This is a genomic window from Janthinobacterium sp. B9-8, assembly GCF_000969645.2.
In the GTDB taxonomy this organism is placed as follows: Bacteria; Pseudomonadota; Gammaproteobacteria; order Burkholderiales; family Chitinibacteraceae; genus Iodobacter.
In genome coordinates this window covers 2,151,988-2,178,836 of the sequence record NZ_CP014222.1, presented here as the reverse complement: position 1 = coordinate 2,178,836, position 26,849 = coordinate 2,151,988, and the positions used below count along the sequence as shown (strand labels likewise).

General features: G+C 48.4%; 28 protein-coding genes. 13 read left to right on the top strand and 15 right to left on the bottom strand.

Annotation, left to right across the window (positions count from 1 at the left end; translation table 11 throughout):
- Positions 1 to 48 precede the first annotated feature (48 nt).
- From radA to VN23_RS09755, 5 genes are all read left to right on the top strand, one after another.
- Positions 49 to 1,401 carry a DNA repair protein RadA gene (radA, locus tag VN23_RS09775; protein ID WP_046351278.1) on the top strand — a complete coding sequence of 451 codons (1,353 nt, stop codon included), beginning with the start codon at positions 49 to 51 and terminating at the stop codon, positions 1,399 to 1,401.
- 139 nt (positions 1,402 to 1,540) lie between these two features.
- Positions 1,541 to 1,867: a thioredoxin TrxA gene (gene trxA / locus VN23_RS09770; RefSeq protein ID WP_046351279.1), complete on the top strand. Its 327-nt coding sequence runs from the start codon at positions 1,541 to 1,543 to the stop codon at positions 1,865 to 1,867.
- A 125-nt stretch (positions 1,868 to 1,992) separates the two neighbouring features.
- On the top strand, positions 1,993 to 3,249 hold the full coding sequence (gene rho / locus VN23_RS09765; protein ID WP_046351280.1) for a transcription termination factor Rho: 1,257 nt from the start codon (positions 1,993 to 1,995) through the stop codon (positions 3,247 to 3,249).
- A 105-nt stretch (positions 3,250 to 3,354) separates the two neighbouring features.
- Complete coding sequence (locus VN23_RS09760; RefSeq protein WP_046351281.1) at positions 3,355 to 3,612, top strand: type B 50S ribosomal protein L31; 258 nt, start codon at positions 3,355 to 3,357, stop codon at positions 3,610 to 3,612.
- 116 nt (positions 3,613 to 3,728) lie between these two features.
- Positions 3,729 to 5,354, top strand: a complete 1,626-nt coding sequence (locus VN23_RS09755) for an ArnT family glycosyltransferase (protein ID WP_046351282.1) — start codon at positions 3,729 to 3,731, stop codon at positions 5,352 to 5,354.
- A 52-nt stretch (positions 5,355 to 5,406) separates the two neighbouring features.
- Here VN23_RS09755 and VN23_RS09750 read toward each other — a convergent pair whose 3' ends face one another.
- The 8 genes from VN23_RS09750 to argF all read right to left on the bottom strand — a co-directional run bounded on the left by VN23_RS09750 (position 5,407) and on the right by argF (position 11,578).
- The gene (locus tag VN23_RS09750; RefSeq protein ID WP_046351283.1) at positions 5,407 to 5,592 is read right to left on the bottom strand and encodes a DUF3149 domain-containing protein; all 186 of its coding nucleotides are present in this window, start codon (positions 5,590 to 5,592) and stop codon (positions 5,407 to 5,409) included.
- Between the two features lie 99 nt (positions 5,593 to 5,691).
- A complete protein-coding gene (locus VN23_RS09745; protein ID WP_046351284.1) occupies positions 5,692 to 7,536 on the bottom strand; it encodes a sensor domain-containing diguanylate cyclase in 1,845 nt (614 codons plus the stop codon).
- A 40-nt stretch (positions 7,537 to 7,576) separates the two neighbouring features.
- Complete coding sequence (locus VN23_RS09740; RefSeq protein ID WP_046351285.1) at positions 7,577 to 8,071, bottom strand: YajQ family cyclic di-GMP-binding protein; 495 nt, start codon at positions 8,069 to 8,071, stop codon at positions 7,577 to 7,579.
- A 52-nt stretch (positions 8,072 to 8,123) separates the two neighbouring features.
- Entirely contained in the window at positions 8,124 to 8,435 is a 312-nt protein-coding gene (gene ppnP / locus VN23_RS09735) for a pyrimidine/purine nucleoside phosphorylase (protein ID WP_046351286.1), read from the bottom strand.
- Between the two features lie 12 nt (positions 8,436 to 8,447).
- Positions 8,448 to 8,669: a DUF2788 domain-containing protein gene (locus VN23_RS09730; RefSeq protein ID WP_231743389.1), complete on the bottom strand. Its 222-nt coding sequence runs from the start codon at positions 8,667 to 8,669 to the stop codon at positions 8,448 to 8,450.
- Between the two features lie 60 nt (positions 8,670 to 8,729).
- Positions 8,730 to 9,944 (bottom strand): argininosuccinate synthase, encoded by a 1,215-nt coding sequence (locus VN23_RS09725; RefSeq protein ID WP_046351287.1) that lies wholly within the window; start codon positions 9,942 to 9,944, stop codon positions 8,730 to 8,732.
- A gap of 30 nt (positions 9,945 to 9,974) precedes the next feature.
- Positions 9,975 to 10,595, bottom strand: coding sequence for a leucine efflux protein LeuE (gene leuE, locus VN23_RS09720; RefSeq protein WP_046351288.1), 621 nt, complete (start codon positions 10,593 to 10,595; stop codon positions 9,975 to 9,977).
- 68 nt (positions 10,596 to 10,663) lie between these two features.
- Positions 10,664 to 11,578 carry an ornithine carbamoyltransferase gene (gene argF, locus VN23_RS09715; RefSeq protein ID WP_046351289.1) on the bottom strand — a complete coding sequence of 305 codons (915 nt, stop codon included), beginning with the start codon at positions 11,576 to 11,578 and terminating at the stop codon, positions 10,664 to 10,666.
- A 341-nt stretch (positions 11,579 to 11,919) separates the two neighbouring features.
- On the opposite strand from argF, the gene VN23_RS09710 reads away from it, so the two are divergent.
- Both VN23_RS09710 and fabG read left to right on the top strand, forming a co-directional pair.
- The gene (locus VN23_RS09710) at positions 11,920 to 12,234 is read left to right on the top strand and encodes a DUF3579 domain-containing protein (protein WP_046351290.1); all 315 of its coding nucleotides are present in this window, start codon (positions 11,920 to 11,922) and stop codon (positions 12,232 to 12,234) included.
- 288 nt (positions 12,235 to 12,522) lie between these two features.
- Positions 12,523 to 13,263, top strand: coding sequence for a 3-oxoacyl-ACP reductase FabG (fabG, locus tag VN23_RS09705; protein WP_046351291.1), 741 nt, complete (start codon positions 12,523 to 12,525; stop codon positions 13,261 to 13,263).
- Positions 13,264 to 13,400: 137 nt separating this feature from the next.
- Here fabG and VN23_RS09700 read toward each other — a convergent pair whose 3' ends face one another.
- The 5 genes from VN23_RS09700 to VN23_RS09680 all read right to left on the bottom strand — a co-directional run bounded on the left by VN23_RS09700 (position 13,401) and on the right by VN23_RS09680 (position 17,448).
- Positions 13,401 to 13,721, bottom strand: coding sequence for a metal-sensitive transcriptional regulator (locus VN23_RS09700; protein ID WP_046351292.1), 321 nt, complete (start codon positions 13,719 to 13,721; stop codon positions 13,401 to 13,403).
- Positions 13,708 to 13,914: a heavy-metal-associated domain-containing protein gene (locus tag VN23_RS09695; RefSeq protein ID WP_046351293.1), complete on the bottom strand. Its 207-nt coding sequence runs from the start codon at positions 13,912 to 13,914 to the stop codon at positions 13,708 to 13,710. The genes VN23_RS09700 and VN23_RS09695 overlap by 14 nt, the downstream gene beginning before the upstream one ends.
- A gap of 357 nt (positions 13,915 to 14,271) precedes the next feature.
- Complete coding sequence (locus tag VN23_RS09690) at positions 14,272 to 16,380, bottom strand: heavy metal translocating P-type ATPase (RefSeq protein ID WP_046351294.1); 2,109 nt, start codon at positions 16,378 to 16,380, stop codon at positions 14,272 to 14,274.
- Positions 16,381 to 16,474: 94 nt separating this feature from the next.
- Complete coding sequence (locus VN23_RS09685; protein WP_046351295.1) at positions 16,475 to 17,080, bottom strand: LysE family translocator; 606 nt, start codon at positions 17,078 to 17,080, stop codon at positions 16,475 to 16,477.
- A 110-nt stretch (positions 17,081 to 17,190) separates the two neighbouring features.
- Positions 17,191 to 17,448, bottom strand: coding sequence for a DUF2917 domain-containing protein (locus VN23_RS09680; protein ID WP_156455171.1), 258 nt, complete (start codon positions 17,446 to 17,448; stop codon positions 17,191 to 17,193).
- Positions 17,449 to 17,542: 94 nt separating this feature from the next.
- On the opposite strand from VN23_RS09680, the gene VN23_RS09675 reads away from it, so the two are divergent.
- The gene (locus tag VN23_RS09675; protein ID WP_046351297.1) at positions 17,543 to 18,433 is read left to right on the top strand and encodes a LysR substrate-binding domain-containing protein; all 891 of its coding nucleotides are present in this window, start codon (positions 17,543 to 17,545) and stop codon (positions 18,431 to 18,433) included.
- On the opposite strand, the gene VN23_RS09670 is transcribed toward VN23_RS09675, so the two are convergent.
- Positions 18,390 to 19,955 (bottom strand): DNA-3-methyladenine glycosylase 2 family protein, encoded by a 1,566-nt coding sequence (locus VN23_RS09670; protein WP_335339392.1) that lies wholly within the window; start codon positions 19,953 to 19,955, stop codon positions 18,390 to 18,392. The two genes, VN23_RS09675 and VN23_RS09670, sit on opposite strands and share 44 nt — an antisense overlap.
- A 231-nt stretch (positions 19,956 to 20,186) precedes the next feature.
- Here VN23_RS09670 and VN23_RS09665 point away from each other — a divergent pair, with 231 nt between their 5' ends.
- Positions 20,187 to 21,011, top strand: a complete 825-nt coding sequence (locus VN23_RS09665) for an isocitrate lyase/PEP mutase family protein (protein ID WP_052746516.1) — start codon at positions 20,187 to 20,189, stop codon at positions 21,009 to 21,011.
- Here the strand turns inward: VN23_RS09665 and VN23_RS09660 are convergent.
- Positions 20,957 to 21,505 carry a ClbS/DfsB family four-helix bundle protein gene (locus tag VN23_RS09660; RefSeq protein WP_046351298.1) on the bottom strand — a complete coding sequence of 183 codons (549 nt, stop codon included), beginning with the start codon at positions 21,503 to 21,505 and terminating at the stop codon, positions 20,957 to 20,959. The genes VN23_RS09665 and VN23_RS09660 overlap by 55 nt on opposite strands.
- Positions 21,506 to 21,632: 127 nt before the next feature.
- Here VN23_RS09660 and VN23_RS09655 point away from each other — a divergent pair, with 127 nt between their 5' ends.
- From VN23_RS09655 to VN23_RS09640, 4 genes are all read left to right on the top strand, one after another.
- Positions 21,633 to 22,661, top strand: coding sequence for a hypothetical protein (locus VN23_RS09655; protein WP_046351299.1), 1,029 nt, complete (start codon positions 21,633 to 21,635; stop codon positions 22,659 to 22,661).
- Positions 22,662 to 22,767: 106 nt separating this feature from the next.
- Positions 22,768 to 23,361, top strand: coding sequence for a GNAT family N-acetyltransferase (locus VN23_RS09650; protein ID WP_046351357.1), 594 nt, complete (start codon positions 22,768 to 22,770; stop codon positions 23,359 to 23,361).
- Positions 23,362 to 23,499: 138 nt separating this feature from the next.
- A complete protein-coding gene (locus VN23_RS09645; protein ID WP_046351300.1) occupies positions 23,500 to 24,597 on the top strand; it encodes a site-2 protease family protein in 1,098 nt (365 codons plus the stop codon).
- 772 nt (positions 24,598 to 25,369) lie between these two features.
- Positions 25,370 to 26,845, top strand: a complete 1,476-nt coding sequence (locus VN23_RS09640) for a B12-binding domain-containing radical SAM protein (protein ID WP_046351358.1) — start codon at positions 25,370 to 25,372, stop codon at positions 26,843 to 26,845.
- The last annotated feature ends 4 nt before the right edge of the window (positions 26,846 to 26,849 follow it).

The window sequence follows — 26,849 nt, the reverse complement described above, 5'->3', positions numbered from 1 at the left end:
ATTATCCCCGTAGACATCTCGTCACTGACTCCCTGTATCATCTGGCCTATGGCTAAAATCCGATCTTCTTTTATTTGTCAGCTCTGTGGTTCTGCGTCTCCCAAATGGCAAGGGCAATGCCCCGGCTGCGGCGAGTGGAATACCCTGCAAGAGGGCGTGGCAGAGACCGCGCCCGCTACTCGCTTTCAGTCTTTGGCGGCTGATGGCGCAATTCACCAGCTCATTGATGTAGAAGCCGCAGAAATCCCCCGAATTGCAACGGGCATGGCCGAGCTTGATCGTGTATTGGGTGGTGGTCTGGTGCCCGGTGGCGTGGTGCTGATTGGGGGTGATCCCGGTATTGGTAAATCAACGCTCTTGCTGCAAGCCATGACTTTGCTTGCGGCTGAACGGCCGGTTTTGTATGTGTCGGGTGAAGAATCCCCACAACAAATCGCCCTGCGTGCCAAACGCTTGGGTTTGCCTGCCGGTAAAGTAGCGCTTTATGCTGAAATTGGCTTAGAAAAAATTTTGCTGGCACTCGAAAAAGTCGGCCCGCAAGTCGCGGTGATTGACTCGATTCAAACGGTTTATTCTGAGGCGCTGACTTCTGCTCCGGGCAGCGTGGCGCAGGTGAGGGAATGTGCTGCGCAGCTCACACGCTATGCCAAGCGCACAGGTACAACTATCTTTTTGGTGGGGCATGTAACGAAAGATGGTGCCATTGCCGGGCCGCGTGTGCTTGAGCATATTGTCGATGCGGTGCTTTATTTTGAAGGTGATACGCACTCCAGTTTTAGACTGATTCGTGCGATAAAAAATCGATTTGGCGCCGTGAACGAGTTGGGCGTGTTTGCAATGACCGATAAAGGCCTGCGCGAAGTGTCTAATCCTTCGGCTCTATTTTTGTCGCAGCATAAGGAGCCCGTGCCGGGAAGTTGCGTTTTGGTGACGCAAGAGGGGACACGGCCCTTACTAGTGGAGATTCAGGCGCTTGTGGATGATTCACACTCGCCTCAGCCTAAGCGTTTGGCGGTGGGGGTTGAGCAAAATCGTCTAGCCTTGCTGCTGGCGGTATTACATCGCCACGCAGGGATCGCTGCATTTGATCAGGATGTATTTATTAATGCGGTGGGCGGTGTGCGGATTGCCGAGCCTGCGGCAGACTTAGCGGTTTTATTGGCAATTGTGTCTTCTTTAAAAAACCGCCCGCTACCAGAAAAATTAGTTGTATTTGGTGAGGTAGGGCTGGCGGGCGAAGTGAGGCCAGTACAAAGGGGGCAGGAGCGCTTGCGTGAGGCGGCTAAGCTGGGCTTTACCCACGCGATCGTGCCTAAAGGCAATCGCCCCCGGCAAAGTATTGAGGGCATGACGGTGACGCTGGTTGAGCGTTTAGACGAGGCGGTTAACGCGGCTCTGTAAGTTTTCTAGTACAATGGGCTTGAAAAAGATCAGTTCGCCCACATCAATTAAACATTGCTGGCTACTTCTTCCTTCGTCTAGGATTTGATAAGTCTAGTCTTTGAATGAACCCCATTCCCCCCATGCTGGAGATTTTAATATGAGTGAACATATCGCACAGGTTACAGATGCCACGTTTGATGCTGAAGTATTGCAAGCGCAAGGCCCTGTTTTGGTTGATTATTGGGCTGAATGGTGCGGCCCGTGCAAAATGATTACTCCTATTTTGGAAGAAGTAGGCGCTGAATATGCAGGTCGCCTGAAAGTGACTAAGCTTAATATTGATGAAAACCAAGCCACTCCGCCTAAATACGGCATTCGCGGCATCCCAACACTGATGTTGTTTGTGGGCGGTGAAGTGAAGGCAACAAAGGTAGGCGCGTTGTCAAAATCGCAACTCACTGCATTTCTTGATAGTAATATTTGACAGCACTAAGTAAACCCATATAGGCTTATGGGTATTCAACTGGGCCAGCCGGATATTCTTTTCGGCCCGCCCAGTATATTAAATTCTATTTTTCCCTTCCTGATTTACTCAAGCGCGCCCTCCCTATGCACCTGTCTGATTTAAAACACCTCCACGTTTCCGAACTTGTTGATATGGCTACGTCTTGCGAAATCGACGGTGCAAACCGGCTGCGTAAGCAAGATCTTGTTTTTGCCATTCTGAAAACCAAGGCCAAGAAAGGCGAGAGCATTTATGGCGATGGAACGCTGGAAGTGTTGCCCGATGGTTTTGGTTTTTTGCGAAGCCCGGATACTTCTTATCTGGCTGGCCCTGATGATATTTATGTCAGCCCAAGCCAGATTCGCCGCTTTAATCTGCATACTGGCGATACCATTGATGGTGAAATTCGCACGCCTAAGGATGGCGAGCGCTACTTTGCCTTGGTTAAAGTCGATAAGGTTAATGGCGAATCGCCTGAAAATGCCAAGCATAAAATCTTATTCGAAAACTTAACGCCGTTATTTCCGAATAAGCGTTTGCATCTTGAGCGTGATATTCGCGCCGAAGAAAACGTCACTGGCCGTATCATTGATTTGATCGCTCCTATCGGTAAAGGCCAACGCGCATTATTAGTTGCGCCGCCCAAAACTGGTAAAACGGTGATGTTGCAGCATATTGCCCATGCGATTAGTGCCAATCACCCGGAAGTGATGCTGATTGTGCTCCTGATTGACGAGCGCCCTGAAGAAGTAACCGAAATGCAGCGCTCAGTGAAGGGCGAAGTGGTTTCTTCTACTTTTGATGAGCCAGCAACTCGCCACGTACAAGTGGCAGAGATGGTGATCGAAAAAGCCAAGCGTCTTGTTGAGCATAAAAAAGATGTAGTGATTTTGCTGGATTCGATTACCCGTCTGGCTCGTGCCTACAATACCGTCGTGCCAGCCTCAGGCAAGGTACTGACTGGTGGTGTGGATGCGAACGCATTGCAGCGTCCTAAGCGCTTTTTTGGTGCCGCACGTAATATCGAAGAAGGCGGTAGCTTAACGATTATTGCTACGGCATTGATCGATACCGGTAGCCGTATGGATGACGTGATTTACGAAGAATTCAAAGGTACGGGTAATAATGAAATCCACCTTGATCGTCGTATGGCAGAAAAGCGTACTTATCCAGCACTCAATGTAAATCGCTCTGGTACTCGCCGCGAAGAATTGCTGATTCAGCAAGATCAATTACAAAAGATTTGGGTTCTGCGCAAATTACTTTATCCAATGGATGATTTGGATGCGATGGAATTCTTGTTAGATAAAATCAAAGGCACCAAGAATAATATGGATTTCTTTGATTCGATGCGTCGATAAACACATACAGCGCGGCTTGTTCAAACTGCGCTTTTGTGCGATGATCTCGTTTTTATGGCTAGTGTTGGCACAACCCCAGCACGCTAACAAATAAAGGGAAGTAAAATGAAAGATGGTATTCACCCAGAATATAAAGACGTTGTGTTTCATGACGCAGCGGCTGATTTCAAATTTATGAGCCGTTCTACTCTGACTGCTAAGCAAACTATCGTTTGGACTGACGGTAAAGAGTACCCACTGGTTAAGCTGGATATTTCTTCGGAATCACACCCATTCTACACCGGCAAACAAAAGATCGTGGACACTGCTGGCCGTATCGACAAGTTCCGTCAAAAATACAGCATGTACGGCAGCAAGGAATAATTGTTCCTGCGCAGTATCTGAAAAAGGCAGCCGCGCGCTGCCTTTTTTGCATTTAAATATTGGCTTCAAAAATTCAATAAACTTTATTGAATTCCTGCTGGTCTTGGGTAAATACCATGTTGACTTATATTCCTCCTCTTGAGCGTGAGCCGCTGCCTGCTGGTACAGAAAAGCCTTGGCTGCTACTGCTGCTTTGTTTGGTCTGGTTGCTGCCAGGCCTGATTGGCCATGATCCTTGGAAGCCGGATGAGGTTGAAACGGCGGCAGTGATTCAGCAGTTTATGCATGGGGCTTATTGGTCGGTACCACAGTTTGCTGGCCAGCCTTATTTAGAGCATGCCCCTTTGTATTATTGGACCGCTGCCTTATTGGCTTGGCCTTTGCAAAAGCTGGGGATGGCAGTGCACGATGCGGCCCGTTTAACGACGGGCATTTGGATGGCGCTCGGTTTATGGGGCGTGGGCATGGCAGGCCGAGAGCTGTATGGCCGCCGCTATGGCCGCGTGGCTGTGATTACCTTGATTGGCTGCATTGGTTTGATTATCTGGGGGCATCATCTTTCCCCGCAAGTTTTAGTGCTGGCTGGTTTTTCATGGCATATTTATGCGCTTGCCTACGCACTCCGCCAGCCGCTACGTGCTGGGTTTGTGTTGGGAATCGCTTGGCTGTTACTGCTTCTGGGCGGAAACTGGGCTGAGTTTATTCTGGCGCTTGCATCGGCTTTGCTGCTGTTTCTATTTAAGCCTTGGCGAAATACTTCTTATGGTGTGAGTTTACTGTCTGCCTTGGTGATCGCTGTTCCGCTGAGTGCAATCTGGCCTATCGATCTTTATCAGCATGCCCGCCCGGTTTTTGATTTATGGATTAATCAATATGCCTTAGGCCCATTTGGCGGGCTGGCTGATTTTAAAGCGTTTCATGCTTTTGGCTTTTTTTCATCCATCGTATTGTGGTTTGCTTGGCCAGCTTTGCCTCTGGCAATTTGGGGTTTATGGGCGAATCGTCGCCAGCTGATTCAGCCAAAGATGCTATTGCCCAGCGTGTTGCTACTATTGCATGTGCTTTGGTTTGTGATGGCAGGTGATGCTCGTGAATCGCATGCGCTGATTGTTTTACTGCCTTTATCGATTCTGGCGGCTAGCGGAGTAGATGATCTGCGCCGAGGTGCAGCTCAGGCGCTCAATTGGTTTGGCATGATGACTTTTGGCCTGTTTACGGGCTTGCTCTGGCTAGGCTGGTTGGCTGTGCATACCGGAGTGCCTACTGGAATGGCAAGAACGCTGCGTGAGGCAAGCCCGGCTTATATTGCGCAGTGGGGTTATCTGGGTTTGATTTTTGCGCTGTGCTTAACGGTAATCTGGTGCTTTGTGATTGCACGTAAACGCCCGCCAGGGCGCTTGGCGGTGACGAACTGGGCGTGTGGTGTGGCTTTGGTTTGGGGGGTGCTGATTAGCTTGTGGCAGCCTTGGCTGGATGCTCAAAAAAGCTATCGGGCGGTTTCCTATTCTTTGCGTGATGCCATGCAAGAGCGCAAGGATTGTATCGATGGGCGCAATATCCCTTCAGCTCCTCTTGCGTCATTTGAGTATTTTGCCGGGATTACCCTGAAGCAGGGGGCTAAAGCGGAGTTGTGTTCTTTGCGGATGACCATTGGTGGCGAGCCATTGGGCAGCACCGTGTTATGGCGTGGTAATCGCGCGGGGGAGCATAAAGAGTCTTTTGCTTTGATTACGGTGCAATAAGCAAAAAAGGATCGCTTACATAAGTAAGCGATCCTTTAGATATTTTATTTTTTTATAGCGATGATTGTTTTTGTGTGTTTTTATCAATGCTTTTTGCGTGTGCTGCTGTTTCTTCGATCACTTTGCGCCGAACGTAGAAAAAAATATACGCAGCCATTCCCAGAATAAATAGAATAGTAAATAAGCTTAATAAGCCAATATCAGAAGTAAACAGCGCTTGCAGAGGTGTGTTTTCCATGATGATCGCCATGTGTTTATATAATGCTATATAAATGCAAAGCGTTGTTCTGGGTATTGATGAAAATCAAGCTTTTTATGTCTTTATCATTTTTTGTGCTTATTCGGCGATTTTGCTGTAAATAACCGTTTGATTTCTACCCTCGTTTTTTGCTTGATAAAGTGCCAGATCTGCTCGCTTAAGGATGCGATCAAGCTTATCATCGTCGGCGCAGAGTATGCTTAGTCCGATACTGGCAGTGAATTGCAGCGTTTGCTCGTTTGCTAATGAAATACGCTGTGCTTCAATGCGCTGACGCAAGCGCTCTGCAACCGGGTAGCCTTTTTCTAAATCCGTTTCGGGTAATAAAATGGCAAATTCCTCACCGCCAATTCGGCCAATAATATCGATATCCCGCAATGTGGTGCGACAAAGCTCGGCTAGGCTTTGAATCGCTTTATCACCAATATCATGCCCCCAGTTATCATTAATATGCTTGAAGTGATCAATATCGAGCATGATCACAATGAGTGGCTGCTGATTACGTTTGGCACGTGCAATTTCATGATTTGCGCGTTCGGTAAAATAAGCACGATTAAATAAGCCAGATAAGCTATCAATTGTGGCTTTATGTTGCAGATCGGCTTCCATTTGTTTTTTGCTGGTGATATCGCTGATACCAATCATAAGCGTAGTGATGTGGTTGGTTTCATGCATCGACATTGAAAGATTACCCCAAAAGGGTTGGCCATCTTTACGTTGCAGCATGACTTCAATATTGTGCTGGCATTGTCCTTGTTGAATTTTTTGAACCTGTTCCATAAACATCGGTTTGGATTTATATAATTCAAAAGCGCGTTGCGATAAAGCGCCTGCCTGTGTTTGGTCAAATAATTCTGCGGCCTGATGATTGATATAAGTAATAAAGTAATCCGGCATACGGGCAAGCACGATGGCCACAGGACTGGTTTCAATCATTTGCCTGAAACGTGCCTCGCTTGCATTTAAGTGTTTTTCTTTTTTATGCAGATTTTGAGTTAAACGATGTGATCGCCAAAAGAAATAACACATCAGCAAAGCCATAATCAGTAGAGTTCCACCGCCTAGTAAGTAATACAGGGTGTTGTTTCGCCAAAGTAATAAATAATCGTCGGATGAGGCATTCACAATCACAATAAAAGGAGTGTCTTTTATTAAATGATAGCTGCTGATGCTTTGGGTGGGGCTGATGTGGTTAACTAATATTTTACTTTCTTTACCTGCGAGCAAATCTTTGATGCCTGCCTCGTCTAAGGGTAAGGCGAGCGCATTGGGTGGGTATTTTGCAAGGATGTTTTTATTTTGATCGATGAGCTGAATGCTGCCGTGCTTTCCTAAAGGGAGGGCACTTAATAAACCATCTAAATAGCTGCGGGTCATGCTGGCGACAATTAATCCGGAAAATTCAGCAGTAAGCGATTCAACCCGCCTTGCGACAACAATGCCTGTATTCTGGCTATGGCTGGCAAGGCGAGCATAAATTCGCTCTTGATAGCGATTGTTACGAATTAGCTGAAAATAAGCATCGTCCATTAATTGCCCGTGGCCGGGTGTATCTAGCGCACGATGGGTGATACTGCTATTGCTGCTCACGAGGACGATATTGTCCGCTTGGTGAACTTGAAGTAGTTTATCTAATAAAATATTTTGTAATTCTGCATTGCGGCTGTCGCCTTGCTCTGCATTGAGAAGGTCTTGAGGGCTGATCCGATCGCTTAAATCTTTAAGAACAATATCTATTTCTCTTAATGCGCTGCTAATTTGATTGGCTACTTCGCTGGATTGGTGAGTAACGTTCAAACGGGTGCGTTGCACCTCAATCCTGTAAGAGCTATTGACTTGATAGGCAAGAATAAAAATCATCCCCAGGCCAAAAAGCATGGCAAGCAGGGTGATAAAAGCAGATTGGCGAGTGGTCCAGTTCATGGCGTGGGCGGCAACGATCTGCCGCCCTAATCCTCAATGATTAGTCGCGGAAGTTTTGGTACTGTAATGGAAAATCAGTAATTGATTTACGCATGAATGCGATTACTTCTTGCAAAATATCACGCTTGGCACCCGTTACACGCACGGTATCGCCTTGAATGGCGGTTTGTACTTTTAGCTTTTCATCTTTAATCAGCTTGATGATTTTTTTTGCTAAGTCTTGATCAATCCCTGCCTTGATTTTCATTTCTAGTTTTACTTTATTACCAGAAATTTTTTGCACTTCGCCGCTTTCTAAGCGCTTGCTACTATCAGCTTCTTTTTTCTCTAACGCAGGGAATAAAATATCTTTAATCTGATCGAGCTGCGCATTGGAATCGCCATGCAGAGTGATGGTTTCGTCTTTTTCGTTTAAATCAACTTTGGCGCTGGTGCCTTTAAAGTCAAAGCGATTGTTGATCACGCGTTCAACCGCATCAATCGCATTCTTGAGGGCAACCATATCGAGTTCGGAGCTAATGTCGAAAGAAGGCACAGGCTTCTCCTTTTTGTAAGTAGTTAATTAAATTTATTTGGTATTTTGCGGTTTAAGCAAAATGACAAACGTAATGCAGTGTTTCCAGTGCTTCAATGCTAAAGCTGGAGTTAGCGGGTACGTGAAAGCTTTGACCTGCAGTATAGGGGGTGGGCTCAGATTCACCTGCCTGTTTTACATGGCAAAGACCCGCTACGATTTCCATGATTTCTGCTGCGCCTGTATTGAAAGTCAGCGTCGATGGCAAAATAACGCCGACGGTTTTCTTTTCGCCATTTGCTAAAATCAGCGTGTGCGATATGCATAGACCGTCGAAATAAACATTGCCTTGCTTAAGTACAGATACATTATCAAATTGTGACATAGAGAATTCTCTTTATTTTTGAATGACTTCGGTGAGCACTGTTTTAATAATAAAGCCGAATACGCCGAACCCCAGTGTGAAAAATAAAACCAAGGAGCCGTATTTCCCCGCTTTAGAATCCGCTGCTAATCGATAAATGATAAAGCCCATATAAATGATGAGGCCGGTACAGAGGATAGACACCGATAGTGTGGTGAATGTTTCCTCAGACATATTTTGAAGCGCCTCAAGCATGATGGTTTCCTTTGACGAACAAAGCCGGCTCGTAGCCGGCTTTGTAAAATAACGGTAAGCTTACTTACGTAGTTTGGCGGCAATTCTCATGCGTAGTGCATTGAGTTTAATAAAGCCTGCTGCATCTGCTTGATTATAAGCCCCGCCGTCGTCTTCAAAGGTGGCAATGTTGGCATCAAAGAGTGATTCTTTAGAATCACGGCCCACCACAATCACATTCCCTTTGTAGAGCTTAACGCGCACCCAGCCATTTACATGGGTTTGGCTTGCATCAATCATGCTTTGCAGCATCAGGCGCTCTGGTGCCCACCAGTAGCCGTTATAAATCAGGCTGGCGTATTTAGGCATCAGCTCGTCTTTAAGGTGAGCCACTTCCCGATCAAGGCAGATCGATTCAATGGCGCGGTGCGCCTTGAGCATAATGGTGCCGCCAGGGGTTTCGTAGCAGCCACGGCTCTTCATGCCCACAAAGCGGTTTTCAACGAGATCAAGACGGCCGATGCCGTGCTTGCCACCGAGTTTATTCAGTGTGGCTAATACCGTGGCTGGGCTCATCTTCACGCCATTAATGCCGACGATATCGCCTTGCTCGTACTCAAGCTCTACATACTCAGCCGCATCCGGTGCTTTTTCCGGGCTAACCGACCATAACCACATGTCTTCTTCTGGCTCGGCGGCTGGGTTTTCCAGCACTTGGCCTTCGTAAGAGATATGCAGCAGATTGGCGTCCATTGAGTAAGGGCTGCCGCCATTTTTTTTCTTGGCAATATCCATGCCGTGCTTTTCAGCGTAATCCAGCAGCTTTTCACGGCTGTTTAAATCCCACTCACGCCACGGTGCAATCACTTTAATATCTGGACGCAGGGCGTAATAGCCCAGCTCGAAGCGGACCTGATCATTGCCCTTGCCGGTGGCGCCATGGCTGACAGCATCTGCGCCGGTCAAATTAGCAATTTCAATTTGGCGCTTGGCAATCAGCGGGCGGGCAATCGAGGTGCCCAGTAGGTATTCGCCTTCGTAAACCGTGTTGGCGCGGAACATCGGGAATACAAAGTCACGCACAAATTCTTCGCGCAAATCATCAATAAAAATATTTTCTGGCTTAATGCCAAATTGCACCGCTTTTTGGCGGGCAGGCTCAAGCTCTTCGCCTTGGCCCAGGTCTGCGGTAAATGTCACCACTTCGCATTGATATGTATCTTGCAGCCACTTCAGAATTACCGAGGTATCGAGGCCACCGGAGTAGGCAAGAACCGCTTTTTTTACATCAGACATGAGAACTCCAAGAAGGGAGAAAGGCAAGGATTAGTGAATAAGAGCAAGCCGCGCACCAAAACTGATGAAAAGTACACCGGTTAGGCGAGCTAGCCAGCGGCCCAGCCACTGTTTGCCTGCTAGCCGCCGAGAAAGGCCAGCGCCAGCAAAAATTAAAAAGGTCAGATAAGCCAAACTTACGGCTTGTACGATCATGCCAAGTACTACAAACGTGAGCGGAACCCGATCATAAGTCGGATCCACAAACTGGGGGAAGAATGCCATAAAAAATAATATAGCTTTCACATTTACCAGTGAAATTGAGAGTGCCTGCTTAAAAATATGACTGGATGGCACTTCAATAGGGGTACTGCTTGTTGCCTGCGGTTTGGCAAGCAGCATTTTCAAACCCATCCAAGCTAAATACGCTGCACCTGCATAGCGAACCATATCAAAGGCTGCCGGATGAGTGCGCATTAAAGAAGCAACACCAACGCTGGCTAATAGCATCAGGATAAAATCGCCCGTTACAATACCTGCCGCAGCGGCATAGCCTGCGCGCACGCCTTGTTTGGCCGCAACAGAAAGTGCAAAAATGGAATTGGGCCCCGGCAATAAGATAATAAAAATAGTGCCGAGTAAATAGCTGCTTAAATCGGTAATGCCAAACATTAAGGGTGATCCTGTATCACGGGGCTGGAGATAAGCAGTTTGTGCCCATTTCTGGGTAATAAGCTTACTTAATCCTCTACTTTACCGAGTAATAGGTATTCAATCACTGCTTTTTGTGTGTGCATACGATTTTCTGCTTCATCCCAGACTACCGATTGTGGGCCATCGATCACTTCCGGGTCGACTTCTTCGCCGCGATGTGCAGGCAGGCAGTGCATAAACATGGCATTTGCCTTGGCTTGCAGCATCACTTTTTCACTGACTTTATAGTGCAAAAAGTCTTTTCTGCGCTGCAATGTTTCGCGCTCAAAACCCATCGAGGTGCAAACGTCAGTGCTGACGATATCGGCATCTCTGGCGGCTTGATACGGATCATAAAAGGTTTCGAAATGCTCGGCACCGTATCTCTGGCCGTCTAAAACCGTCATTTCATAGCCGCGCGGGCAGGCTTGGTTGAGTTTGAAGTTGAATATTTTCGCTGCTTGCAGCCAAGTGCGGGAGATATTGTTGCTGTCCCCAATCCAAGCCACGGTCTTGCCTTCGATCGAGCCATTTTTTTCGATATAAGTAAAAATATCGGCCAAAATCTGGCATGGATGATATTCATTAGTCAGCCCGTTAATGACAGGGACTAAAGAATTATCGGCAAAGCGCTCAACAATGCTTTGCTCAAAAGTGCGAACCATTACGATATTGGTCATGCGGCTAATCACTTTAGCTACATCTTCGATGGGCTCGCCGCGACCTAACTGAGTGTCTTTGGATTGCAAAAACATCGCATGGCCACCGAATTGCGCCATGCCCGCTTCAAAAGAAACACGGGTGCGGGTGGATGATTTTTCAAAAATCATGGCCAAAACTTTACCAATCAGGGGCTGATAAAGCTCGCCTGCGGCCAGTTTTGCTTTAAGAATGGCAGCGCGTTTGAATAGGTAATCGTATTCTTCGCGGGTGAAATCAGTGAATTGCAGATAATGGCGCATAGGGAACAGTCCGAATGGGCTGCCGCTTCAAAAAAGATAAATCTTAGTGTGCTCAAAGCTCTGATCCACTGTGCTCTGCACAATTTCTTACAGGTTTTCGATGCTACACCATGATTTTTTATGCAGGCTATGCAGCTTTCATTTTTGAAACGGGTTGAGCCACTTTGAGAAAAAACAACCATTATTCAACCGTTTGCAGGCGGCTGGCAAGCTTTGTCAGCGTCTTATTGTTTTATCTGTGGCGTCTGATCTGCAAGTGTTTGAGAATTTCTAAGGCAGCAGTTTGGCCTGCGATGGTATAATCTGGTAGATATTCCACCATTAAATACGCTGTTGTTAAAATGATCTGCAATCCATACGAAATCATTATTCAGGGCATTACCAGTAATGGGCGTGAATTTCGGCCCAGCGACTGGGCTGATCGCTTGTCTGGCATCTTAAGCACATTTGGCGTTGATCAAAAGCTTTCTTACGCCCCTTTTGTTCGCCCTATGGTGCACGACAATGTTCGTTGTGTGGCTGTGGACAAACAGCTTGAAAAAATCGATCCGCGTGTCTTCGAATTCCTCATGACCTTTGCCCGCGACAATGATTTACGCATTGTAGATTGCCGCTCCTTGCTGAGTGAGCATTACGCGGATAAACCCGCAGAATAAACGCGATTGTGGCAGCCAGACCTTGTCTGGCTGCATCTTCCTTGCGCGCTTTCCCTCCCTTGATGCCAATCTTTGCATGTTTTGCTGCGGCTATTGGCTTGTTTGATGCACTAAAAATAGTGTGAATCTTTTGATTCCTGTGATGATTGGCTTGTTGCGTTGCACCAAGAGCGTCTATGCTGAATTAATTGCTTGTTTGCTGTTGATTAATCAGTCAGTTAGCAAGATTGGCTGATGATCTAACTGGCTCCGGGTACGGCCATTTTCAATTGATATGAAAGGTGTGTTATGAGACTGAAAGATAAAGTTGCGATTATCACAGGTTCCGCCAGCGGAATTGGCCAGGCCACAGCGATTAAGTTTGCCACAGAAGGCGCCAAAGTGGTGGTGTGTGATGTGAACCAGAGCGGTATTGATGCCGTCGTTTCCAGCCTTGTACAAAGTGGCGCAGTGGCGGTAGGGTACGTGGTGGATGTGACCAATAAAACCCAGATTGCTGAAATGGTGGCGGCGGTTAAGGCGCAATTTGGTCGCATCGATGTGCTGGTGAATAACGCAGGCATTGTGCAAGACGCACAACTGATCAAAATGACCGAAGATCAGTTTGATCGCGTGATCGATATCAATCTGAAAGGTGTTTATAACTGCGCCCGCGCCGTGGTTGATACCATGGTAGAGCAGGGCAGTGGTGTGATTTTGAACGCCTCATCGGTGGTGGGCGTATATGGCAATTTTGGCCAGACTAATTATGCGGCAGCTAAATTTGGGGTGATTGGTTTTGTAAAAACATGGGCCAAAGAGCTGGGTAAGAAAGGCATTCGCGCTAATGCAGTTTGCCCCGGCTTTGTAGCCACACCGATCCTGAAAGCCATGCCAGAAAAAGTGATTCAAGCGATGGAAGAGCGTGTGCCAATGAAACGCATGGCCCAGCCCGAAGAAATCGCCAATGTGTATGCGTTTTTAGCCAGCGATGAAGCCAGCTATATCAACGGTGCAGCGATTGAAGTAACGGGAGGGTTGACGTTGTAAATTTGGAACCCCCTAAATTCTGTAGACACGGAGAACACCGAGGGGATAAAGAGAGGACACGGAGAAAACCAAATATTTAGTTTTCTCCGTGTCCTCTGTGTTCTTCGTTTTGCTCCGTGTCTACAGAATTTTTTGATTTACCCCAGCGTTTTGCCGCTTAGTTTTTTGACGACCATCATCAGTTCATCAATGGCCGCATCTCCTTCCCCATCTTTAATCGCTTGTGCCACGCAGCCATGAGCATGGTTTTCCAGTAGCTGCATGGCGACTGAGTCCATGGCTGATTTTATGGCCGAGATTTGCGTCAGCACATCTACGCAGTATCTATCCTCATCAACCATTTTAATCACGCCACGTACCTGACCTTCAATGCGATTGAGCCGAGAGAGCAGTTTTTGCTTGCCCGGCTGAATCACTTTTGGCCCTTCATCTGGGGTGTAGCAATCAGACAAGCTCAAAGCCCGCTCCTTCAATGGCGTCACTCAAGGTGTCAGTCGAAGTAAGGGCCGCGTTGTGATCCACTTTAGCAATCCCGCTTTCTAAATCAATGGTCACATGGCTCACTCCGGGCAGAGCGCTTAATACGCTGGTTAAAGTACGTACACAACCCATACAAGTCATGCCTTCAATTTTAAGTGTGCTGTGTTCCATTTTCTTGCTCCATTCAAAATGTATAAAAAAACCTAAGTTCTGTAGGCGCAGAGCCAAAGAGAGAGCACAGAGCACGCAGAGAAAACTTGGTATTAGGGCATGGCGAAAAATAGCTGCCTGGCTAGGAAAACCGTCATCCCCGAGTGTTTTTATCGGGGATCCAGTAACGCTGCTGGATTCCCGCCAAAGGCATGCGGGAATGACGGTGTTTTGGGTACAGGAAGTTAATCACGGCCAAACTCTTAGGCTTCTTTGTGCTCTGCGTTTTTGTAAAAAACAAATTACATTTTCGTTGTGTTGGTTTTCTCTGTGCGCTCTGTGCGCTCTGTGTTCTCCCTGATCTCTGTGTCTATAGGTTTAATGATTTTGTTGGGGGTGACTTTTCCAGCGCCTCAGTAGCAGCGAATTACTCACCACCGAAACCGAGCTCAGCGCCATCGCAGCTCCGGCTAATACAGGGTTGAGCAGGCCGATGGCTGCCAGCGGTATGCCAAGCGTGTTATAGAAAAACGCGAAGAATAAATTCTGGCGGATTTTTTTTATGGTGGCGCGCGATAGTGCAATCGCGTCGCTGACCGCCAGCAAATCGTTATGCAATAGGGTGATATCGGCCGCTTCGATTGCCACATCGCTGCCTGCGCCCATGGCAAAGCTAACTGCTGCAACGGCGAGTGCAGGGGCGTCGTTTACACCATCGCCAACCATCGCTACTACCTTATTTTGCTGCTGAATAAACGCAGCCTTGTCTTGTGGGCGCATTAAGGCTTGGTGCTGGCGGATGCCACTGGCCTTGGCAATGGCGGCCGCGGTGGCGGGCTGATCGCCGGTGAGCATCACTACTTCAATGCCCATCTCGTGCAGGCGTTTGACTGCCTCCACCGAGCTGGCTCTGAGTGTATCGGCCAGTGCTAATTGTCCAAGCAAAAGGCCATTCTTGGAGATGCTCACCAGGGTATGCGGCTGGGTGTTTTTTTCTGGCATTTCACCCGCCCAGCTTGGAATGCCAACCTTAATTTCACTGCCATTGCTGAGCTTGCCCATTACGCCTTGCCCTGCTACGGCGACAAAGTCACTGATAGGCAAGAGTGGCAGAGTGTTGGCTGTTAGGATGGCATGGGCCAGCGGGTGTTCCGAGCCTTGCTCCAAGCTGGCTGCCAGCTGCAGCAATTCATCTTTGGAGATATCACTTTGCAAGCTGATGATCTCCACCACCTTGGCCTGCCCTGTGGTCAGTGTGCCGGTTTTATCGACCACCAGCATTTCAATCTTGCCCGCATGCTCTAGCGCTGTAGCATTCCTAAATAAAATACCCTGCTGCGCCGCACGGCCTATGCCGACTGATATCGCGGTGGGCGTGGCCAGCCCCAGCGCGCAAGGGCAGGCGATCACCAGCACAGCAACGGCATGGATTAGCGCGGTGACGGCGCTATCCCAGTACCAAAAACTCCCCAAAAAGGTAAACACGGCAATCGCGGTCACAATGGGCACAAAGATGCCGGAAATCTGATCGGCAAGGCGTTGGATCGGCGCTTTAGAGCCTTGAGCATGGGCCACCAGCCGCACAATTTCAGCCAGCTGTGTTTTGCTGCCGACACTGCTGGCCTTGATTTTAAGCATACCGCTGCTGTTTTTCGTAGCGGCAAATACCTTACTATCGAAGTTTTTTTCGACCGGCAAGCTCTCCCCCGTCAGCATGCTTTCATCGACTGCAGCCTGGCCCTCGATGACTACGCCATCGACGGGAATCACTTCGCCGTGGCGCACTATCACGATATCGCCGGGCTTGAGCTGGCCGATGGCTACGTCAATCAGTCCATCCGCCGTTTCTACCCTTGCGGTTTTAGGTTGCAGCTTTAAAAGCTCGCTAATCGCCCCCGATGTTTTCTTCTTGGCGCGGCTTTCCAGCCATTTTCCTGCCAACACCAGCGTAATAATCACCGCGCTGGCTTCAAAATATACGTGCTGCTCGTGCATGCCCATAATGGTAACGGCGGCGGATAGGCCATAGGCCATGGTGGTGCCCAGTGCCACCAGCACATCCATATTTGCCCCGCCACTTTTTAGCGCAAAAAACGCGCCGCGATAAAAGCGCCAGCCCAAAATAAATTGCACCGGCGTGGCCAGCAGCATTTGCAGCCAGCGCGGCAATAGCTCGGCGTGATCTGTGCTAAACATGCTTGCCATTAGCGGCAGGCTAAGCAGGGCGGCGATCAGCAGTGGCCAGCGCTCATCTTTTTCTACGCTAGCAGGGCTACTTGCCAGCTCGGCGGTGAACCCTGCGCGGCTGATGGTGGCAATTAGCGATTCGGCGGTGATAGTCGTGTCGCTACGGCTGATATGCGCAGTTTCAGTCGCAAAGTTAACCTCCGCAGCCACACCTGCCTGGCGATTAAGGATTTTTTCAATCCGCGCCGCACACGCTGCGCAGGTCATACCACCAAGGCGAAGTTGGATTTCTGAAGTCATTTTGCCCCTCCTGTCAGATACGATAATATACCCGTTAAGGGTATATTGGAAGACTTCGGAGCAGGGGTAATATTGCTCTTAGGGGGCGATTTGATTAGCGAATGATGGCTTCTGCTTGCAGATAAATAAGATACGCCGCCGTCGCCATCAGTAGACCACCCATGGTGAGATTAAAAAATCGCACTCGATTCCTGCTATTAAGAAAAACTGCAGCGCGATCACCAAGCAGCGCCCATGCAGAAAGCGATGCGTAGCAGATTAAAAAATAAATCAGAATAAAAATAATGAGTGGCTTAGCGCTATGGGCATTAGAAAATAGGGCAACCCCAGAAGCGCAGGCCATCCATGCTTTAGGATTAAGCCATTGCAATAAAAATCCTTGTAAAAATGTGGGCCTGTTTACTTTATGCAGTGCAATTTCTGGAGCAGAGAAGGCAATTTTATAGGCCATATAGCTGATAAAAATAGCGCCTATCCAACTTAGCGAGGTCAAAAAAATAGGGTAAGCGTTCATTAATTGAATAAACCCAAAGCCTACAAATATAAGTAATAAAGTAAAGCCAAAACTGGCCCCAGAAACGAAGGGAAGTGTTTGCCTAAATCCATGCTTGGCCCCAGAAGAAACAATGACCATATTGGCGGGGCCAGGTGAAATAGACATGGCGAGTGAAAACAAAATCATAGAAATGGTTAAGTGCATTGATTGCTCTCTTTTATGCAAATGAATTGTGTGGTTGATCAATTGAATAATCAGGCTGCTTAAATTGTCAGCGTGCTAAATACGCAGGATAAATCTGGCTTTTAGCACCGCTACTTCCCTTTGTGGATATGGACGCTATTTTTCATGGCTGCACGTTCACCATAAAAATGCAGCTGCCCACGACCTTCAATGAGCACTTTTCCCTTAGGCAGGGCAAGCTGTGTGCCTAGTTTTAATTCAAAATCTTCGCTTAAGCGATCGAGGGTTAGCCACCGCTCGCCTAATTCACAACTTAATTGGGCCGCATGGGCTAAATCGACCGCAAATAATTCACCTACTTGCAAGTTTAATCTTGGATAGGTGAACATATCTTTCATCTCTTTGGCATAATCAATTCACTATATCCAAGAATACCAAGTACGTTACTGATCAATTTTCAGCCTTTATGTGAGTAAAATTAACATGAGCCAATTGCCGCCCTTAGGGGCCTTACGTGCTTTTGAAGCGGTTGCACGCTTGGGTAGCGTGGTCAAAGCAGCAGAATCCTTACATGTCACGCACAGCGCAATTAGCCATCAATTACGTACGCTGGAAGACTTTTTGGGCTTGTCGTTATTTTTACGCGAAGGGAAAAAACTGCTGCTGACAGAAGAAGGGCGGATTTACGCGCTGCGGGTGAGGGGCGCTTTGGGGGATATGGCGGAGGCGACTCAGCGGGTACTGACTCGCCCTAGGCCGAATGACATCACGATTGGAGTTCTTCCTTCGTTTGCCTTGCACTGGTTGTTGCCACGCTTACCTGATTTTAAGGCGAAATATCCGCAATACACCATTAATCTTCGAGCGAGTTTGGGCTTTGAGGAAATGAATAATGGTCTGCTTGATTTAGCGATTCGTATGGGAAATGGCAATTGGGAGGGGCTGCAACAGCAGTGCTTAATGGATGAGTCGTTGCTTTTGGTGGCAGCTCCTCACTTTAGTCCCCGTCCTCAGACTGCTGCCGAAGTGCAAACGGCAGCGATTATCACCAACCCAGCCGTGCAATGGACTAACTGGTGCCAAGCTGCGGGTCTTGCAGATTGGCGGCCTAAGCCTCTATTTACGTATAACGACAGTAATTTAGAGATTGAAAGCGTGAAGCTGGGGCATGGCCTTGCGCTGCTGCGTCGATCTTTAGTGAGTGCGGCTATAAATGCAGGCAGCCTAGTGCAAATCACTGAGATAGAAGTCCCCTATCAATACGCTTATTGGCTGATTTGGCCAGAAAAAAGCAGCGCCAGCTGTAAATTAGCGGATTTCTCTGCTTGGATTATTGGGCAGGCCAGTGACTTTGTGAATGGGCGCAATCAGTGATTTGGGCTAGGGGGGCAGCCCCTAGCGATGTCCAAAGATGCTGCGCCGCATAGGCACGCCAAGGCTGCCATGCTTCGGCTCGGGTGCTGAGTTTGCATGGGCCCTCTAGTTGGGTGATGGCTTTGATGAGGGTGACATCGCTGGTGGGGAAGGCGTCGGGCTCTCGTAATTGACGCATGGCGATATATTGGGTGGTCCAGTCGCCGATGCCAGAAATGGCGAGTAGTTTGCTGCTGGCCTCAGCTGCGTTGCTGCCGCTGGTGAGTAAATCAGGCTCCGCTTCAAAGGCTGCGGCCAGCGCCCGGATAGTGTTGGTGCGGCTTTGTGGTATGCCTGTGAGATTTGCCTTGCTCAATAGGGCTGGAGTGGGGAAGACATGGCTTAAAGTGGGGTATTGCGCATCGGGTGTGGCTAATGGCTCACCATATTGCGCTACTATTTTGCTTGCCAGTTGAATGGCGGCGGCGACGGTGATTTGCTGGCCAAGGATGGCGCGAATGGCCAGCTCAAAACCATCCCATGCACCGGGTACGCGTAGGCCGGGGTGCCTTGCGGTCAGCTTTGCCATCAGAGGATCGCTGGCTAATTGCTGATTAATCATGCCGGGATCGGCGGCTAAATCAAACATGGCCCTGAGGCGGGCGATAATGTGTGGCAGTGCGGCCAAATTAGGAAAACAAATAGTGGCTGCCAACGCATGGTGATTGCTCTGTTGCACCGATACCGTGCCCTGCACACCGTTGATGCAGATCGTTCTGGTGTAAATGCCGCCCTCTACGATCTCTAGCCCAGTTATGGCGCGAGCCGATAAATAGGTCAGCATCGCCCCCCAATCATAAGGGGGGTGATAGCGCAGCAGTAGGGTGACACCGCTTGATGATCCGGCCTGCTTATCACGGCGTAAATCACTGGGTGGGCGCTGGTAGAGCTGCTGAAAAACTTCATTAAAGCGGCGCACGCTGCCAAAGCCTGCGGCAAAAGCAATATCGGTAATGGGCATTGCGGTTTCGTGGATCAGCTGCTTGGCGAGTAACACACGCCGCGTTTGTGCCACGCCCTGTGGCGATGCACCCACATATTGCTCAAATAGGCGACGTAATTGGCGCTCACCTACGCCCAATTTATCGCTGAGAGAAGCCAGCGAGCCTTCATCTAAAGCGCCCATTTCGATCAGTCTGAGCGCACGGTTTACCGTATTAGAAACGCCCGTGTTAGATACGCCACGCCAAGCGCCAGAATGCGGGGCGGCCTCTGGCCTGCAACGTAAGCAGGGGCGAAAGCCCAGCTCCTGTGCCTCGGCGGCGGTATGAAAGAATAAAACATTCTCTTGCTTGGCCGTGCGGGCAGGGCAGATGGGCCGGCAATAGATGCGGGTGGTTTTAACGGCAATAAAAAACCGCCCATCAAAGCGCGCATCGCGGCTGGCAAGTGCTCTGTAGCAAATATCGTGATCGAGTTCCATGGTCGAAATCATGACAGGCAAGGCAGATGCTGGCCAGCGGTTTTCGGACGTGGCAGGCATGTAAAACCCAAATCTTAAAACACGGAGGACACTGAGAACGCGGAGTTTCACGGAGAAAACCTATCTGTGTTTCCCTCCGTGGCCCTCTGTGTTCTCCTTTTTCTCCGTGGTTCAAGATTTGGGTTTCTCTGTGTCTACAGAACTTTTTATCCACAGTCATGTCCGCGTCCGAAAAGCGCCAGCCTTGGTCTTGCCATCGCGGCAAGATGCGTTTTTTTTAGGAGACACACCATGCAGCTTGCTCAGAAATTTCGCACACTTAATGAACAGGGCCAATTTCTACTCGTTAATGCTTGGGATGCAGGCAGTGCGCGGGTTTTTGCCGCGGCGGGCTTTGTGGCCCTTGGTACAACCAGTGGCGGAATTGCCTATTCGCGTGGGTTTAAAGACGGCGAGCAAATGGATCCGCAGATCATGTTCAGCGAGCTGGCAGCCATCTGCCGCGCAGTAGATCTGCCCGTAACTGCGGACATTGAAGCAGGCTACGGCAACTTGCCCGAGTCGGTAGCCGCAACCATCACTGCGGTGATTGCGGCGGGGGCGGTGGGCGTGAATTTAGAAGATCGTCAGCATGGCGCAGCGGGCTTGTTTGATATAAGCGCACAAGCGGCTCGAATCAGTGCAGCCCGCACAGCGGCGGGAGATCTACTGTGGATGAATGCCCGTACTGACACCTATTTACTGGGTTTGGGGAAGGATGAGGAAGAGCGCTTAATGATCACAGTAGAGCGGGCAAATGCCTATCTGGCCGCAGGGGCCGATATGGTGTTTGTGCCGGGCTTAGTTGATTTGCCCTCGTTAACGCGTCTTTGCCAGTTGGTAAATGGCCCCGTCAGCGTGATGGCCATGCCAGGCGCGCCTTCCGCTGCGGCTTTGTTTGCCACAGGCGTGCGTCGGGTGAGTCTGGGTGTTTGTCCGATGCTGGCACTCATGGGCACCTTGCGCGATATTGCGTTTGAGGCGCGTGAGGCGGGTACCTGGCAATTGATGGGTGAGCGTTTTTATGGCTTTGCAGAGGCAGAATCGCTAGGGCGCTCAGCAGCAGGCAGGGACTGATGTTTTTTCCATCTGCGCAGTTTTGAGCACGCACTCTGGTAGGGGGCGATGGTGTTGACTTGTATCCATTTTACGATCGGCCATTTGTCCCCCGCCCATTTCCTTTTGTCCTGTTCAAAAAGTGTGCTTTCTTCATTGTCCAGAATAAATTGTCGGATTTGTCCGGCTAATTCGGCAAATTCTGCATGTAATTGGCTGAGTGATGAATTGCAATGGCGGGTGTAAAAGCTTTGGGCGAGCAGCCCAAGCTGATTCCATTTAAAGCCCGGCGCAGGCATTTGTGCGGGTTTCCCTTGTAACTCGTCTTTATCCCATTGCAATAAAAGCCGGCCCCAGCCTATTTGATAGGCAAGTAAATCACACGCTGATATTTTCCCTTCTATTTCGGGCAATCTTGTATCTTGCTCCGGTATGGTGGCGAGCTCTTTGATTAGCTTGGAATAAGCGCTGTCAAAGTTCAGAAGCAGCTCTGCTTTATTGCATGGAAGTGGCATGGCATAACCCCTGCTAATTAATTGAGTGGCATAAATAAAATTCTACTCAGGATATGTAAATAATCTGGGTATCTGCTCTGGCCTATTCAGGTTAACTTTAGCATCCATCATCCCATGCAGAGCTATTATGCTTAGCCGATTATTCTGTTTTGCTCTGGTTTTATCCGTAATGAGCTCGGCGGCTTTGGCCGCCGCACCTACTTTGCAGCATTTTATTTATATTAATCACCGCGAGGCAGACGGCGCAAATATCAAGGCGGATAAGGGTCTGCTTGATCCTCGCTTTAGCGGTGCGCAAATTGTTTACACATGGCGGGATCTGGAGCCAAGGAAAGATCATTACGATTTTAGTGCCATTAAAGCCGATATTGCCTATTTGAATTCGATGAATAAAAAACTGTGGATTCAGCTGCAGGAAAAGTCTTTTACGCCCCGTGTGAATGTGCCTGATTATCTGCGGCAAGATCCTGTTTTTAAAGGTGGTGTAGTCAAGCAAAGCATGTTGAGTGCGCCCGAGCGCGATCCCAATAAGCCGGTGACGGATGATGAATATGGCTGGTCGGCCAAAATGTGGGAGCCATCGGTGCGGGAGCGCTATCAAAAACTAATCCAGCAATTGGGCCGTGAATTTGATGGCAAGATTGCAGGGATTAATTTTAGCGAAAGCTCGATTGATATCGGCACTGAAAACGCCGATGGCAGCACTACTTTTCCAAAAGATTTCAGCCCTAAGGCCTATGTAGATGCGATTGGCGACAATATGCGCGTGTTGGCTGGCGCATTTAAGCAATCCACCGCCATGGTTTATTTAAATTTTCTGCCGGATGAATGGCTGCCGGGCGATGATAAGGGCTATATGCGCGGTCTGTTTGCCTTGGCCCAATCGTTAAAAATGGGCGTGGGTGGGCCGGATTTAATGCCTTACCGCAAAAGCCATATGGCGCAGAGCTATGGTTTTTTTAAAGATTATTCTAATAGCTTAGTCAAAGGCATGGCCGTGCAGGATGGTAATCTTCGCCAGATTAACCCTAAGACCGGCAAAAAGAACACAGTGGGCGATATTCTGGATTTTGGCCAGAATTATTTAGGCTTGGATTATATTTTCTGGGTAGAGGACGAGCCTTATTTTACGAATGAGGTGCTAATAACACTTTAGCATATTTTTAAAAGCAGCTTCTTTGTCTTAACAATACGTGCAAAGGGCAGCTAAATACAGTTTTTCGCAGCTCATATTTTATCTGCTATCTGGGAGTTTTAATTCTTTGAGTTCCGTCTCTTCTGACTTACTGAGCATCCAGCCTTACCGACAGACTTCTGGGCAGGTGCGGCGGGATATTGCCTTGCTGATGCATCGTGTATGGCCTGATCAGTCTGCTCCCTCTCAGGGCGAAACCGTGCCAGAGGAGCATGATCCGGCGCTAGATGCGCTTTCCTGCTTTATATATCGGGGCAATCGCCTGCTGAGCTACGCTGCGGTGCTGAATTTTACACTTAGCCACGCCGGGCAGACCTTTCGCGTGGCCGCATTGAGCTGTGTTGCAACCGACCCTGCCTATCAGAAGCAGGGGCTAAGTAGTTTAGTCGTCAGTGCAGCCACTCGCTGTATTGAAAACAGCCATGCTGATATCGGCTTGTTTACTTGCGATCCACCACTAGCTTCGTTCTACGCCAAAGCAGGCTGGCCAGCGGTTTCTGGCGTGGCTGTGATTGGAAGCCATGATGCGGGCGCATTATCTAGCACGGAGCTGGGCAAGGTGGTGTTGTTTCGCTTGTTGTCTGAGCATGCACACGACCACGCTGCGGCATTTACGAATACCACCCTTTCACTGGGGTTGCCGCTGGGCCAGTTTGTCTGATTCTTAAACAAGATGGGCACTTAGCCTTGCCTGAACTTACCCATAGTGCTTGCCCCTAAATACTCAGAAACCCGTAAAATGCCCGCATTCGCTCAAGCTTTATGCCTTGTTGATGACTCTTATTGAACTGGATACGCCGTGGAATTATTAAATATTAATTGCCTGGGCAAAGCGCTCAGGCTGGAAGGTACGCCAGCGGGCTGGCAGCAGCTATTTTGGGACAATACCTTAGTTGCAGAAAAAAACGCCTCGGCTGAGCGCGAAGGATTGAGTGCTTTGCAATTTGAGCTCTCTGCGGTAGCGCAAGATGGCACCGCCGCAACCACGCGTGTTCGCCTTGAAACAGATCTGCAGTGGCAGCCCTTTGTGCTGAAATATCGCTTGCTCGTTGATGAGCAAGAGGCGGTCCAAGGCCAGCGAAATACTCGGGATATCGAGCGGCAAACACCTGTTGTGCCGATTACTAAAACCAATAAGCTGAGCTTGCTTGGGCTGGGTGCTTTGGCGCTTAAACTGCTTAAAAGTGCCAAACTGGTTAAAGTGGCTTTAGCCGGGGCGAGTGTTGCGGCGTATTCATGGCTATTCTCTTTTCAGTTTGCCATTGCGCTGATTGCCTGTTTGGTTTTTCATGAATACGGCCATATCAGGGCGATGAAATACTTCGGTATCAAAACCAAAGGCATTTATTTAATTCCCTTTATGGGCGGATTAGCATTGTCGGATGAGAAAATTAATACTCGCTGGCAAGATGTAGTGATTTCAATCATGGGGCCAAGCTTTGGCCTATTGTTATCGATTGCTGGTCTGGTGGTTTATTGGCTGACGGGCTCGATGTTTTTTGCAGGCTTGGCTGCATTTAATGCGCTACTTAATCTATTTAATTTATTACCCATTCTGCCGCTTGATGGCGGGCACATCTTAAAAAGTATTAGTTTTTCGATGAATAGCGTGCTGGGCTTGGTGGCCTGTGTGGCGGGTGCTGCTTTCGGTGTATTTATCAGCTATACCCTTGGTTTGGCATTATTAGGATTCTTATTGCTGATTGGTAGTGTGGAAATCGTCTTTGAATGGCGAGGCCGCCATCAAAGCCATCTATTGCCGCTGGATCGCTATGGGCAAATCTTCTCTGCGGTGTGGTATTTAATCACCGTTGGCGCATTGATTAGCATTATTTGGTATTTTGCCGGGCATGGCGACGATATGCTGCGCGTACCTTTGCAGATTTTAAAAAGTTAAGATATAGCATAGCTTGTAATATTAAAAAGCCAGATTGGATGATCTGGCTTTTTAATGGGGAAAAGGTCAATAAATGTTTAAAACAATAGATCTGTTATGCTTTTGTAGTTGCTGAATATGATAGATAGGATTAAATCTAGTGACAATAGTGCAAGTAATAATGAAAGAACCGCTAGTATTAGCATGAGTTTTGCGTATGTGTTTTTTTTGGCTTCTACATTCTTTTTGTGTAGTCTGGGACACAAGCAAGGCTGCTGATAAGAAAAAAACGAATTAATTTGATATGCATTTGGATCGCCTAAGATATACTTTTTATTGCTTTTAAAATAGAGAGAGGCTAGTTGCTAAGTGTTTGCTTTATTTTCTCTTGATAAATATGCTGAATGTGTCTTTCGGGGTTTTCAAAGTCATCTGCAAAAGCCATGTTTGATATGGAAATGAATAATAGCAAGCTTGCGTGGGTGAAGTAGTTAATGAACCGGGAAGTCGTGTAGTGTTTTTTGGTTTGCATGGGCTTCTTTGGTTAAATTAACTGTGATGGTTTGAATGTTTCAACAATGCTTGAAAGTTTGCTTCGCCGCTGGATATTTGTCAGTTCAGTGTTTTGCTTACGGTTATTTTTCTTGATAGCTGTACTGGTTTTTCTGAATGGTTTGATTTTATATAGGCACAGCGGGCGAGGCATGACATTTTTTGTATTCCCTATATTTGATCGCCTCCTGTGTCTATTAACCCGTAAAATACCCCCTTTTGCCTCAGCCAGATGTCTGCCATGTCGATTATTCTTTCTACTCTCAACGCTCGCTACACCCATGCTTCACTGGGGCTGCGTTATTTGCTGGCCAATATGGGCGATTTGCGGGGGGAGACGCAGCTGGCGGAGTTTGTGATTGGCACCAAGACCACCGAGATTGTGGAGCGATTGCTGGCTAAACATCCCAAGATTATTGGTTTTGGCGTGTATATCTGGAATGTTGAGGAAACAGAGCGGGTGGTGGCGATGCTTAAACGCGTTGCACCGCACATCAAGATTATCTTGGGCGGGCCCGAGGTCTCTTATGAAAGCGCTGAGCAAAGTATTGTTAAGTTGGCGGATTTCCTGATTACCGGTTGGGGCGAGGTGACTTTGCCGCAGCTTTGTAAGCAGATTTTGCAAGGCCCGCAGCCTTTGATGAAAACGCATGTGGGTGTGCAGCCACCGCTAAATGATTTGGCGCTGCCGTATTCCCTCTATACCGATGAAGATATTGCTCACCGCACTCTGTATGTAGAGGCTTCCCGAGGTTGCCCGTTTAAGTGCGAGTTCTGTTTGTCGGCGCTGGATAAAACAGCGTGGCCGTTTGATCTGGATGTATTTCTGGCCGAGATGGAAACGCTGTATCAGCGCGGCGCGCGGTTGTTTAAATTTGTGGATCGCACGTTTAATCTGAATATCAAATCTAGCTTAAAAATCATGCAGTTCTTTCTGGATAAAATTGCCGCCCATCCAGATGACCCAGTATTTGCTCACTTTGAAGTAGTGCCTGATCATTTGCCCGAAGCCTTAAAGGCGGGCATTAGCCAGTTTCCTGCCGGTGCTTTGCAATTTGAGATCGGCATTCAAAGCTTTAATCCTGAAGTGCAAGCCTTGGTGAGCCGTAAGCAAAATAATGAGAAAGCGGCGGATAATATTTCCTGGCTAATTGAGCATTCGCACGCGCATTTGCATGTGGATTTGATTGCGGGCTTGCCGGGGGAAGATATGGCGAGTTTTGGCCGAGGCTTCGATCAGCTTTACGCGCTACGCCCGCATGAAATTCAATTCGGTATTTTAAAACGCCTGCGCGGCACGCCGATTATTCGCCATACTGAGGATTTTGGCATGGTCTACGACAGCTTTCCGCCGTACACCATTCTGGCAAACAAGGTAATCGATTTTGCCACCATGCAGCGCTTGGTGCGCTTTTCGCGCTATTGGGATTTAGTCGCCAATTCTGGCCGCTTTGCCCATACCCTGCCGGTATTACTAGGCGATTCGCCATTTAATCAATTTATGACGTTTAGCGATTGGCTGTATCAAAACACCGATGCCACGCACCGCATTGCGCTGGATAGGTTGGCGAAAATGGTGGTGCAATATTTAGTGGAAGAGCAGGGCGTAGCTTTGGCCACGGCTCAAGATTTAATTGCCAGTGATTACGCGGGTAAGCAATCTAAAAATAAAGCCACCGTCGCGCCTCAAAGGCAGGCGATGCATTTGCATGCGTGATTGA